The organism is Providencia sp. SP181 (assembly GCF_050446505.1).
In the GTDB taxonomy this organism is placed as follows: Bacteria; Pseudomonadota; Gammaproteobacteria; order Enterobacterales; family Enterobacteriaceae; genus Providencia; species Providencia vermicola.
The window spans coordinates 24,731-38,107 of record NZ_JBBPXM010000007.1; the positions used below are offsets into that span (position 1 = coordinate 24,731).

At 42.3% G+C, this 13,377-nt stretch carries 9 protein-coding genes; 6 read left to right on the plus strand and 3 right to left on the minus strand.

The window, feature by feature from the left end:
• Positions 1 to 99: 99 nt before the first annotated feature.
• Entirely contained in the window at positions 100 to 2,616 is a 2,517-nt protein-coding gene (gene mrcA / locus AABS66_RS13080; RefSeq protein WP_206085200.1) for a peptidoglycan glycosyltransferase/peptidoglycan DD-transpeptidase MrcA, read from the plus strand.
• A 163-nt stretch (positions 2,617 to 2,779) separates the two neighbouring features.
• Here the strand turns inward: mrcA and nudE are convergent, their stop codons facing one another.
• Entirely contained in the window at positions 2,780 to 3,331 is a 552-nt protein-coding gene (gene nudE, locus AABS66_RS13085; protein WP_206085199.1) for an ADP compounds hydrolase NudE, read from the minus strand.
• Positions 3,332 to 3,655: 324 nt separating this feature from the next.
• Between nudE and AABS66_RS13090 the strand changes: the two genes are divergently transcribed.
• The 4 genes from AABS66_RS13090 to pckA all read left to right on the plus strand — a co-directional run bounded on the left by AABS66_RS13090 (position 3,656) and on the right by pckA (position 8,963).
• Complete coding sequence (locus AABS66_RS13090; protein WP_430225009.1) at positions 3,656 to 5,755, plus strand: IgaA/UmoB family intracellular growth attenuator; 2,100 nt, start codon at positions 3,656 to 3,658, stop codon at positions 5,753 to 5,755.
• Between the two features lie 62 nt (positions 5,756 to 5,817).
• On the plus strand, positions 5,818 to 6,231 hold the full coding sequence (hslR, locus tag AABS66_RS13095; protein WP_047756490.1) for a ribosome-associated heat shock protein Hsp15: 414 nt from the start codon (positions 5,818 to 5,820) through the stop codon (positions 6,229 to 6,231).
• Between the two features lie 36 nt (positions 6,232 to 6,267).
• Entirely contained in the window at positions 6,268 to 7,140 is an 873-nt protein-coding gene (hslO, locus tag AABS66_RS13100; protein WP_206085197.1) for an Hsp33 family molecular chaperone HslO, read from the plus strand.
• Between the two features lie 203 nt (positions 7,141 to 7,343).
• Positions 7,344 to 8,963, plus strand: coding sequence for a phosphoenolpyruvate carboxykinase (ATP) (gene pckA / locus AABS66_RS13105; protein ID WP_206085196.1), 1,620 nt, complete (start codon positions 7,344 to 7,346; stop codon positions 8,961 to 8,963).
• A gap of 63 nt (positions 8,964 to 9,026) precedes the next feature.
• Here the strand turns inward: pckA and AABS66_RS13110 are convergent, their stop codons facing one another.
• Together AABS66_RS13110 and AABS66_RS13115 are read right to left on the minus strand one after the other, a co-directional pair.
• On the minus strand, positions 9,027 to 9,725 hold the full coding sequence (locus AABS66_RS13110) for a pirin family protein (RefSeq protein WP_430225010.1): 699 nt from the start codon (positions 9,723 to 9,725) through the stop codon (positions 9,027 to 9,029).
• 506 nt (positions 9,726 to 10,231) lie between these two features.
• Complete coding sequence (locus AABS66_RS13115) at positions 10,232 to 11,431, minus strand: NAD(P)/FAD-dependent oxidoreductase (protein ID WP_272574367.1); 1,200 nt, start codon at positions 11,429 to 11,431, stop codon at positions 10,232 to 10,234.
• 376 nt (positions 11,432 to 11,807) lie between these two features.
• On the opposite strand from AABS66_RS13115, the gene pitA reads away from it, so the two are divergent.
• Positions 11,808 to 13,298 (plus strand): inorganic phosphate transporter PitA, encoded by a 1,491-nt coding sequence (gene pitA, locus AABS66_RS13120; RefSeq protein ID WP_206085233.1) that lies wholly within the window; start codon positions 11,808 to 11,810, stop codon positions 13,296 to 13,298.
• Positions 13,299 to 13,377 lie beyond the last annotated feature (79 nt).

Sequence of the window (13,377 nt, forward strand, 5' to 3'; positions counted from 1 at the left end):
TTAACGGTTAAATTACGTTTTCTATTGTGCTGTATAAGCTTTATACTATGCGTTAGTGATATCTAAACCCTCTTGTTAGCCGAGCATGGGAATTTTCCGGTGAAGTTCGTAAAATATTTTTTTATTCTTGTTTTCTGTTGCATTTTTTTGGGAACCGCCTCGATTTATGGCATGTATAAATATGTCGAAGGTGAGCTACCTGATGTTGCAACGATGAAAGACATTCGTCTGCAAATTCCAATGCAGGTATACAGCGCTGATAACGAGTTGATTGCCCAATACGGTGAAAAACGTCGGATTCCACTCCCATTAGCGGAAATTCCACCATTAATGGTGAAAGCGTTTATCGCGACAGAAGATAGCCGTTTTTATGAACATCACGGTATTGACCCGATTGGTATTTTCCGTGCGGTATCAGTGATGGCGTCATCTGGTCATGCGTCACAAGGTGCGAGTACCATTACTCAGCAGCTGGCGAGAAACTTCTATTTAAGCCCCGAAAAAACCTTAATGCGTAAAGCCAAAGAAGCATTCTTAGCGATTCGCATCGAACAGCTTTTTTCGAAAGATGAGATTATGGAGTTGTACCTAAATAAAATTTATTTGGGTAACCGTGCTTATGGCGTTGGGGCTGCGGCTTACGTTTATTTCGGGAAAACAGTGGATGAGCTCACATTGAGCGAAATGGCCATGATTGCAGGGCTACCAAAAGCACCCTCAACATTTAACCCATTATATTCTTATGATCGTGCCGTCAATCGTCGTAATGTCGTGCTTTCTCGTATGTTGGAAGAAAAGTACATTACGAGAGACCAGTATGAGCAAGCGAGAAACGAAAAAATTGTGGCGTCTTATCATGCGCCAAAGATTGATTTTTCTGCACCTTATCTTGCCGAAATGGCTCGCCAAACGCTGTATGATAAATACGGTGAAGATGCGTATACCGACGGTTACAAAGTGTATACCACGGTGATCCGCAAAGATCAGGAAGCTGCAACTGATGCTGTTCGCAATAACTTGATCGATTACGATACTCGCCATGGTTACCGTGGCCCAGCAGAAGTGCTGTGGAAGCCCACTGAAATGGCATGGGCAGCTGAAAAAATTATTGAAAAGCTGAAGAAATCCCCTGTTTACGGGCCGCTTATGCCTGGGGTCGTGCTATCCGCAACGGGTTCTGAAGCGAATGTTATGTTAGCAGATGGCTCAAAAATTGATATTACGATGACCGGTGTACGCTGGGCGCGTAAATTTATTTCTGATACACAACAAGGCGCATCCCCAAGAGCGGTGAATGCGGTTGTTCAAGTGGGTGAGCAAATTTGGGTTCGTAAAGTGAAAGATAATTGGTGGCTGGGGCAAGTTCCTGATGTAAACGCTGCTTTTGTTGCACTTAACCCTAATGATGGTGCGATTATCGCATTAGTCGGCGGTTTTGATTTCAATATGAGTGAATTTAACCGCGTGACACAATCACTGCGCCAAGTGGGCTCGAATATAAAACCCTTTTTGTATACTGCGGCAATGGATAAAGGCCTTACACTATCTTCTTTGCTGAATGACGTGCCTATTAGTCGTTGGGATGCGGGGGCTGGCTCTGACTGGCGGCCGAAGAACTCGCCTCCACGCTATGATGGTCCAATCCGTTTACGTCAAGGGTTAGGGCAGTCAAAAAACGTGGTAATGGTTCGTGCAATGCGCGCCATGGGGGTCGATTACGCAGCTGATTATTTGATGCGTTTTGGTTTTCCGCGTGAAAATATTAACCGCACAGAGGCGTTAGCCTTGGGTGCGCCATCATTTACACCAATGCAAATGGTGCGTGGTTATGCGGTTATGGTCAATGGCGGGTATCTTGTTGATCCGTACTATATTTTGAAAATTGAAAATCACAATGATGAAGTGATTTTTGAAGCGAATCCTAAGCTAGCATGTCCTGATTGTACTAATATTCCAGTCATTTACGGTGACACAGAACGTACCATCGAAATAAAAGGGATTGATGATGAATCTACAGAAGAAGTCACTCAATCAGGCCATAATGTTGTGAATCAAGAGCCAACAATGGAAGTGGCAACCTCGGGTGACGAAAATGTGAGTTCAGAGCCTCAATACGCGCCTCATGTGATTAGTACGCCGCTTGCGTTCTTAATTCGAGATGCGATGATGACGAATATTTATGGTGAACCAGGCTGGTCTGGAACGGGCTGGCGCGCAGCAAGAGATTTAGGTGGACGCCGAGATATTGGTGGTAAAACAGGGACGACTAATAGTTCAAAAGATGCTTGGTTCTCGGGTTATGGTCCGGATGTTGTGGCATCAGCGTGGATCGGGTTTGATGATAATAGACGGACACTCGGCCGAGGTGAAGCAGGTGCGAAAAGTGCTCAGCCAATGTGGGATGATTTTATGAAATCCATCCTGACAGGTGTTCCAGTAAAAATGATGAAACCGCCGAAAGGGGTTATCTCTGTGTCAATTGACAGTCGTACGGGCAAATTAGGCTCTTCACGCCGTGAATATTTTATCGAAGGGACTGAGCCTAAAGAGTATTCTGTACAAGAAGTGGGAACAACCATTTCAACAGAAGGCGGTTTGAGCCAAGAGTTGTTCTAAGAAAATACGTTTAGTAATATCGTGATAAGCACCCCATTGTTATTAAAACATGGGGTGTTTTTTTATGCTCAAAAACACTAAATGAGTGTAAAATAGCTGATAACGCTAAGAATAGGCGTAGAAAAAAAACGTGACTTATATAAAATACAAAAAACAAGTAGTATTACTTACTACTTTTTAAGTAACGTTCTAAGTAGAAAAGTGCGCTAATATTTCTCGCTTCGTTGAAGTCTGGGTGTTCCAGTAGTTCCATCATACGCGCAATTGGCCACTTAACTTGTTGCAGTGGTTCAGGCTCATCGCCTTCAAGCTTTTCGCTATAAAGGTCTTGTGCTACTAATATGTTCATTTTACTGGAAAAATAAGATGGTGACATAGTCAGTTTAGCGAGCTGAATGATGCTGTTTGCGCCATAGCCAACTTCTTCTTTGAGCTCGCGCTGTGCTGCTTCTAGCGCAATTTCGCCTGGGTCAATAGCCCCTTTAGGGAAACCGAGTTCGTAGTTTTCAATCCCAACGGCATATTCGCGTATCAGAATTAAGTGGTCATCAATAATAGGAATAATAAGAACGGCTTCGCGTTTTGCTGGGCGCATTCTTTCATAGACTCGTTTTTCACCGTTGCTAAATTCGAGATCAACTGACTGGATACTGAATAATTTTGATTGAGCAACATCTTGAATATTCAAGATTTTTGGTTTTTTTAGCTCTGTCATAACGATTTCCAAACAAGATGGGTGGAACCTCTTGCTAAAAGCATGTTTCATTTATTTATGTGGTAAATTTACTCTGTGTTGCCAGTATGTTGGCATCATTATGTCACTATGACCTATATCAAAAAAAAATGATAGAGATGATCGAGTAGATAAAATATTGTTAACTTGCTTCGTGCACAAATGTAGCACAGATAAATAAATAAAGATTTTTTTACAACGTATTGTAAGTTAAAGAAAAAAGTATAAATAGAATAGGAATCGGCTTATTTTGAGAAGGCAGTAGGATTGCTATGCTTTTCTTATTCATTTTCTGTTGGGGAAACAATGTTAAACCATGTCATTATAACGGCTATAATTGTTATTAGCCTAACTATAATGGCTTCCTTCCTGTATTTCAGGCGGGGGCGGCATTCTGGCATCTATCAGATACCTTCGGTAGCCTCACCTTCCTTTCGCAAAATGATTGATTCAGATTACCAAACAATCACTCAGTATTTAAATTATTGCGCTACAGCTTCGAATTCCTCTTCACAAAGTCCTTGGCAAATTAAGCGAAATTCGACAATTGGTACAGTTTGTCATTCGGTGACGCGTTTTAATTTACGCCAGGAGCAAGGGAATAGCTGGCGTTATTTTATCGATACGATTGAAGTGCAGCTTCCATCACAGTTGGAGCCATATCTACAGCGACAAAATGTGATGGAGATTGTGGAGACAGATCATCTGCCATTGATTATTTCAATGAATAGCCATTCACTTCGAGATTTTAGTAATGAATGGCTCGGTAACTCAGCATCGACTACGACCTTACCTGAAGCGGCTATTCGAGAGCGTGGACAACATAATGTAGAATTATTACGTGTCCGCCAAGAAACAGCGGAGGAACATCGTCTACACAACTCCACGGGGTGGTTAGGCGCAGGGTTGATTTGTTTAAGTTTTGTATTGGGTTATCTCACGTTAATTTCGATTCGGATTTTGCAAGGATGGGGGTTAGCGAGTGCAGTACTGATTTTTATTATTGGTACATTAGTGCTCTTTCGTTCAAAAATGTTCCCTCGTAAGTACCAAGATATTCAATGTATTTATGGGCAGCCGAAGCGTTGGGAATTGTATGGTGAATTAGATAAAAAATATTCCACGAGTGCTTCCGTTAGCGGGACAGATTTACATTACCCTCTGCATTGGGAGGAGTATTTAAAATACGAATCAGATAAACCCGTTAATATTGATTTTTACCCTACGGGGGAGGTTGTTCGTCATGGGCAGTACCTCTCTTTACATGAAGAAGAACGTTATTACCCTTACAAGCGTTACAAAAAAAATGTCCTGATGTTTATTGGTGCGTTATTGGTGATTGTGTTGGTGTTTTCATACCAATCTATGAGTCTACCCATTAAGTTGGGTTTTGCTTGGTTTGGCGGAACACAAAAAATTAATGTAACGGAAGTGACGGAGCTTGTTTCTCATAAGCTCAATGTGGGGGATACCCTAACAGCACAGGGGCAGGGGATGTGCTATCGTCCACCGAATTTAGATGACACTAACCAGGCGAATTTTGTCCCATTTGATTGCTCTGGCATCTATTGGAATAACATCAATGTGTCGACAGAGCCGCAGTCTGAGATTGCTGATCTATCGATATCTTTGCTCAATATAGTTAGAAATCAATTACATCCTGATAAAAATTCTATTGGCGTGAACCCAAGGTTACAGCGCGATATTATGAAATCAGGGATGAACATTATCTTTGATTTTTCAGCCATTATTATAGAAACGAACAAGTTGTGTCATGATGAGAACGCTTGCCTAAAACTCAAAAATGCGCTGACAAACCTTGGTAGTACAGATGATTGGCCGACCTTAGTGAGTAAGGCGTCATCGGGGAAATTAAGTGGTGCGCATGTTTTATTACGAGCAGGAAGTGCCGAGGCCTTGGAAAACATCGTTGAAGACACCACATATGACTTTATCAGAAAAGAAATAGACAAAGAAGTGCGTAAAATTAATAGTCCTTCCCCAGGTGGCGTATTGTTTGTGAGTGATGAAAACAAGCCTCTGGTGGATTTAATGATAGGGCCATCTTTTAATTTTAATGAATTATCACAGTTGGAACGTTGGAAAGAGCTCCACCGTTTATCGAATTTGTTAAGCAATACTCCCTTTAGTGTGGAAGGCATTGTGACTAAATTATCGACAGATGCTAATGGCACTTTGCATATCGTGTTACATGAAGAGCCGAATGAAGATATCGTCTCTCAATATGTTTGTAGTGCGTTTTTTATCTTGTTTCTTATCTTTTGTGTATTACTAAACGGCTCACTAATTGTGTTCCGTATTTTGAATAATAAGAAGCGATTACGTAATATCACGCAATATTACGATAAATGCTTTGAGGCTAATAACCCTTCCAATCGTCATTAGCATTATCCCGAAATGGTGGGAGCCTCATTGAGTTTGATTCAGACTGATAGTGAGGAGGCACCATGAATCAATCGTCTATAGAACCTGTTCGCCTCGATAAGTGGCTTTGGGCTGCGCGTTTTTATAAAACACGTTCCATGGCGCGTGAAATGATTGATGGGGGCAAAGTTCATTATAATGGACAAAGAACTAAGCCTGGAAAAATCGTTGAACTCCATGCTTTAGTGAAGCTGAGGCAGGGGAATGATGAGAGAACGATTGAGATCCTTGAAATCAGTAGCCAGCGTAGAGGTGCGCCCGAAGCACAATTACTTTACCGTGAAACCGCCGAAAGTATTGAACATCGTGAAAAAATAGCGTTAGCGCGCAAAATGAATGCGTTAACCATGCCCCATCCAGAGCGCCGCCCAGATAAAAAAGAGCGACGAACTCTGCTAAAATTTAAACAAACGAATTCTCATGAGTCATCTGAATGATGGCCTGAGCAACTGCCCGAGCAATAGAGAGAAATTATGTCAAAACAAGACCAACTCCACCGTTTTCTGTTTGAACAGCATTCCGTTCGTGGAGAAATGATTAGTGTCGATGAGACCTACGAGCAGATTTTAGAAAATCATGACTACCCTGTTGCAGTAAAAGGCTTATTGGGCGAACTGCTTGTCGCTACCAGTTTATTAACAGCAACACTGAAATTTGATGGTGATATTACCGTTCAAATTCAAGGTGATGGCCCAGTTAAAATGGCTGTTATTAACGGTAATAACCTACAACAAATGCGAGGTGTTGCGCGTGTTGATGGCCCCGTTGTTGCGGGTAGCACACTGAACCAAATGATTGGCGATGGCTTTATGGTGATCACGATAACGCCTAATCAAGGTGAACGTTACCAAGGGATTGTAGCGATTGAAGGCAACTCCATCGAAGAAAGTATTGATGCGTACTTCCGCCAATCAGAGCAGCTGCCAACGCGTTTATTTATTCGTGTGGGTGAAGTGGATGGCAAAATGAGTGCGGGTGGGATGTTGCTGCAAGTTTTACCTGCCGCTGATGACACCAGCCACGATTTCTTTGATCACCTCGTACAACTGACGGCAACTATTAAAGGCCAAGAGCTGAGCACTCTGGGCGTCAAAGAGGTTTTACATCGCCTTTATCATGAAGAAGATGTCACTTTATATGACCCGCAATCTGTGGAGTTTCGTTGCACCTGCTCAAGGGAACGTTGTGAAAGCACATTAGCAACTTTGCCAAAGGAAGATGTTATCGATATTTTGCACAAAGATGGAAAAATTGATATGGAATGTGAATTTTGTGGCTCACACTACGTATTTATTGAATCCGATATTGAAGGGTTAAATGATGAGCGAAATCAGCAACTTCACTGATACGATTTAGCAACCTAATTATGTGACAAGGGTGCAATTCTGCACCTTTTTTTTATAATTTTAAAGCATTATTACGTGCTCTAAGTCTCATTATGAATTAAAAAAAATTATACATTTTCAATTCTTTGATAACTATCGCTGTTAATTAGTCGTAAAGAATTATGATCATCTGCAGATTAGTTATGTTTACCAGGAGCAATATAATGAGCGCTAAAAGCATTACCCTGAAGGAACTTGAAAAGTACGGTATTCATGATGTAGCTGAAGTGGTTTATAACCCAAGTTACGAGCTATTATTCACGGAAGAAACTAAGCCAGGACTTGAAGGTTATGAACGCGGCACGGTCACCACATTAGGTGCGGTTGCAGTAGATACAGGTATCTTTACGGGTCGTTCACCAAAAGATAAATATATCGTTCGTGATGATGTCACTCGCGATACTGTATGGTGGGCAGACCAAGGTAAAGGTAAGAACGACAATAAGCCAATGTCACAAGAAGTGTGGAGTGATTTAAAACACATTGTAACAGAGCAATTGTCTGGCAAACGTTTGTTTATCATTGATGCATTCTGTGGCGCGAACGCAGATACACGTCTGAAAGTCCGTTTTATTACGGAAGTGGCATGGCAGGCGCACTTCGTTAAAAACATGTTCATCCGCCCATCAGATGAAGAGTTAGTTGGCTTTGAGCCTGATTTTATCGTGATGAACGGTGCAAAATGTACGAACCCGAACTGGAAAGCACAAGGTTTGAATTCAGAAAACTTTGTGGCGTTCAACTTAACTGAGCGTATGCAGTTAATTGGTGGCTCTTGGTACGGCGGCGAAATGAAAAAAGGGATGTTCTCAATGATGAACTACCTGCTGCCATTAAAAGGCATCGCATCAATGCACTGTTCAGCGAACGTAGGCGAAAAAGGCGATGTTGCGATTTTCTTCGGTTTATCGGGTACTGGTAAAACTACGCTGTCTACCGATCCAAAACGTAAGTTAATTGGTGATGATGAGCACGGTTGGGATGATGACGGCGTATTCAACTTTGAAGGCGGTTGCTACGCAAAAACTATCAACCTGTCTAAAGAAGCTGAGCCAGATATCTACGGCGCAATCAAGCGTGATGCACTACTTGAAAACGTGATGGTATTGGCAGATGGTACCGTTGATTTCAATGATGGTTCTAAAACGGAAAACACGCGTGTTTCTTACCCGATTTACCACATTGAAAACATTGTAAAACCTGTTTCTAAAGCAGGTCATGCAACAAAAGTTATCTTTCTGACGGCAGATGCGTTTGGTGTGTTACCACCTGTTTCTCGTTTAACCCCAGAGCAAACACAGTATCACTTCCTGTCTGGTTTTACTGCGAAATTAGCAGGTACAGAACGCGGTGTTACTGAACCAACTCCTACGTTCTCTGCGTGTTTCGGCGCAGCATTTTTATCACTGCACCCAACACAATACGCGGAAGTATTAGTTAAACGTATGGAAGCTGCGGGTGCAAAAGCATACTTAGTGAACACAGGTTGGAACGGAACAGGTAAACGTATCTCGATTAAAGATACCCGTGCCATCATTGATGCAATTTTAAGTGGCGACATCGAAAAAGCCGATACCATTAAGCTGCCAGTCTTCGATTTAGAAGTCCCTACAGCATTACCAGGCGTGGATACCAATATCCTCGACCCACGTAATACTTATGCAGATAAAGCGCAGTGGGATGAGAAGGCGAAGGATTTAGCGAACCGTTTCGTGAATAACTTCGATAAATACACAGACACGCCAGCAGGTGCTGCTTTAGTAAAAGCAGGTCCAAAACTGTAATTTGCGAATGCGTTTTGTGTTATAGAGAAAGGCGCTACGTTGTAGCGCCTTTTTTGTTAGTGATTACTCAGCAGAAGGCAGGTCGAATAACAGAATTTCGCTGTCTTCATCTGCCTTGATGGCTAAGCGAGCTTCTTCCCAAATCGCTAAACCATCACTGGTAGAGGCTTTTTGGCCGTTAATTTCAACGGTGCCTTTGACGACTTGGATCCACACCACTCGTTTTTCGCCGATCTCGTGGGTTTGTACGTCGTTTGCAGGCAATGCCCAGCGCCATAATTCCATGTCTTGATACACTTTCAGTGAACCGTCACGGGCGTCTGGTGACAGAACCAACTGTTTACCATCAAGTGAATTAAAGCGTTTTTGTTCATAACGTGGCTCAATACCTGTTTTCTCAGGAATGATCCAAATTTGGTAAAGATGCAGCTCTTTATCACTGTTTGGGTTGTATTCTGAGTGGCGAATGCCCGTACCTGCACTCATGATTTGGAATTCACCCGCTGGAATTTGCTCCATATTGCCCATGCTATCTTTGTGCTCGACGGCACCATTAAGCACATAGGTCAAAATCTCCATGTCTTTATGGGGATGAGTACCAAAGCCTTGGCCTGCGGCAATAAAGTCTTCGTTAATCACTCTCAGAGCTGAAAAACCCATAAATTTTTCATCATAATAGCTAGAGAATGAGAAAGTGTGCCAGCTATCAAGCCAACCATGGTTAGCATGACCACGTTCATTTGCTTTGCGTAAATAGATCATTGTGTTATCTCCTAGTTGGATACCCAACCGTGGTTGAACTTCTCTCTAAATCAATTGCAAACAGTTTAACCGTTTCGCTAAGAGAGAAAAGTAGCCGCCATTAACCATAGGATCCAAAAAATTTGAATAAGTGTATTTGAGATAAGTTAAGAAAATGGATGGAGAAAGGGACGGGGGGAGTTTTAGTCAATTAACCAATTGATGCAGATAAAAAAATAGCCAGCACAAGGCTGGCTAAAGTAAACACTGGAAGCAATGTGAGCAATGTCGTACTCCCAACAATAGGTGACTAAGTAACCATATCGAGGAAGTGATGATAATGATAATGCTTATCACTATCGTTTGTAAAGCATTATTTTTAACCAAAATAATATATCTTATAATTAATACTGCAATTATATGATTTCTATGAAGTTAAATATTAACCATTATTTTTCAATGGATTAAGGGATTTTTCCTAAAAAGATGTTAACAACAAAACATTGCGGATAACTATTAACCTTAAATTATTTATGGTTAACTGGCAGGCTTTCTGCGCAAGCTGCCGCAGAGCTCCATGCCCATTGGAAGTTATAACCGCCTAACCAACCTGTCACATCCACAACTTCACCGATAAAATACAACCCTTCTGTTTTTAGTGAACCCATTGTTTTTGATGATATTTCATGGGTATCAACACCACCTAGAGTGACTTCAGCTGTACGGTAGCCCTCAGTCCCATTAGGTTGAACTTGCCATGCATGTAGTGTGTTATGCAGCGCTTCAACTTGTGGGTGGTTCAATTGCTTTAGGGCGCATTCAGGGATTTGCCCTTGCGCTTGCATGATTTCGATTAACCGCTTAGGTAATAATTTTGCGAGGGTGTTTTTTAAAGATTGATTCGGGTGCTCTTGTTTTTCTTCCATTAAAAAATCGCTGAGCGAAAGGGTCGGAAGTAAGTTAATACTTACATACTCTCCAGGGTTCCAATAGTTAGAAATCTGCAAGATAGCAGGGCCAGAGAGGCCGCGATGAGTAAAGAGGATATTTTCTTTAAATAGCGTTCCGTCAGCCGCTGTCACAGTTGCCGCGACAGAGATCCCTGATAGCACTTGCAGCGCTTCTAAAAGGGGCTTGTGCAGTGTAAATGGGACAAGGCCTGCACGGGTTGGAATAATCGAGTGGCCAAATTGTTCTGCTAAGCGGTAGCCGAATGGTGTGGCACCAAGACCTGGCATCGATAACCCACCCGTTGCTACAACTAGTGAGCGAGCACTTACTTGGCTTCCATTCACGGTGACGAGAAAGCCCTCTGGCGTTTTTTCGACCTCGGTGACTTCACTGCGAAGTTTGATCGAAATATTCGGTAAATTACACTCATTTTGCAGCATATCGACAATATCTTGCGCACTATTGTCGCAAAAAAGCTGCCCTAAGGTTTTTTCATGATAAGGAATATTATATTTGGCAACTAACCCGATAAAATCCCATTGTGTATAGCGAGCAAGTGCTGACTTACAAAAATGTGGGTTCGTGGAAAGATAGTTGCTGTGCTCAGCGTACATATTCGTGAAATTGCAGCGTCCGCCTCCGGACATCAATATTTTTCTGCCTAATTTTTTGCCGTTATCAAGGACAAGTATGTTGAGTCCGCGTTTACCTGCGAGTGAGGCACAAAATAGACCCGCGGCACCTGCACCTAAAATAATAACGTCGATATTTTTCACAATGGCTTTCTCTATAGCTATTTGATTTTTAGCACAATTAAATTATGAGTATGGGTATTTTACGTCATCTTGCGGTGGTTGTAATGTAAAGGTTCGAGCGAGATCGGATGAAAAGTGTGTAAGACGTATTATAATTAGAAAAATTCGCGCAAAAAGAGCAAATAACTTTTATTTTCGGGAAAAATCGTTAAAAAAGTTTCAAAAATTCAGAATAAGTTTGTTTTGGCTAATGCATTGATATTTATGGGGTAATTGCTATGAGGTACTTTTTTGATGGGTAGTTAAATCAAAAAAAGGTTAGATTTTGCTTCCACCGCCAGCGTTTGTCACTGATAATGCGCCGCGTTCATGTCCAACATATAATGGCTTAACGTCTATGCTACATCTTTTTACAGGTTTAGAATTTCATACAGGTCTATTATTAGTTCTAGCACTGTTATTTGTGCTGGTCTATGAGGCTATAAATGGCTTCCATGACACCGCTAACGCGGTAGCAACGGTTATTTATACCAGAGCAATGCGGGCACAGTTCGCAGTTGTCATGGCAGGGGTTTTTAACTTTTTTGGTGTCTTGCTGGGAGGGTTGAGCGTTGCCTACGCGATTGTCCACCTCTTACCAACAGACCTCTTGCTTAATGTGAGCTCTGCTCACGGCCTTGCAATGGTTTTCTCATTGCTACTGGCTGCAATTATTTGGAACCTTGGAACGTGGTACCTCGGTATCCCTGCATCCAGTTCCCACACACTGATTGGTGCCATTATCGGGGTAGGTTTAACCAATGCGATAGTGACAGACTCATCAGTGGTTGACGCTCTGAATATACCGAAAATGATCAGTATTTTCATGTCGTTAATTCTTTCTCCAGCGATTGGTTTCGTGATTGCCGGTTTGATGATTTTCTTTTTACGCCGTTATTGGAGCGGAACAAAGAAACGTCGCCGTATTCACTTAACACCTGCAGAACGTGAGAAAAAGGATGGTAAGCGTAAGCCGCCATTCTGGACCCGTACCGCGCTGATTTTATCCGCGGTTGGCGTCAGTTTCTCGCACGGTGCGAACGATGGGCAGAAAGGTATCGGTCTTATCATGCTTGTGCTGATTGGTGTTGCGCCAGCTGGTTTCGTCATGAATATGAACTCGAACGGTTATGATATCGCGAGAACTCATGATGCTGTAGTCCACCTGCAACAATACTATGAAACACATAAACCTGCGTTAAACCACGCGATAGAAAATGCCCCTGCAGTTGCTGAAAGTAGTAATGAGCCTGGTGGCGAATTCCATTGCGATAGTTCACGTACAGGTGCAATTTTAAATCAAGCTCAGACGATGCTAAACGGCATTCAGAGCTACGAAGAGCTAACACCTGACCAGCGTAACCATGCGCGCCGTTTATTGATGTGTATCTCTGATACAGCGAATGCGGTAGCGAAATTACCAGAGACGAGCTCGAAAGATGCAAGTTTACTGAAAAAACTCAGTAATGACCTGCTGTATACTGTTGAGTATGCACCTCTGTGGATCATCATTGCGGTTGCTTTAGCCCTGTCTTTAGGCACCATGTTTGGTTGGCAGCGTGTTGCAGTCACGATTGGTGAGAAGATTGGTAAGAAAGGCATGACCTACGCACAAGGTGTTTCTGCGCAGGTGACTGCGGCAGTGTCAATTGGTGTGGCGAGTTATACGGGTATGCCTGTTTCAACAACCCAAGTTTTATCTTCCGCTGTTGCGGGAACCATGGTTGTTGATGGCGGCGGTGTACAAACTAAAACAATCAAAAGTATTGCGTTAGCGTGGTTACTGACTTTACCTGTCTCGATTGTTTTATCTGGTGGGTTGTACTGGTTATCTCTGCTGTTTATCTAACAGCACTTCACTTGGCTTCACTGTTGTGAAGCCGTCGAAAGTGACATGAACACAGTGATATAAGAATACAAAATAGTGA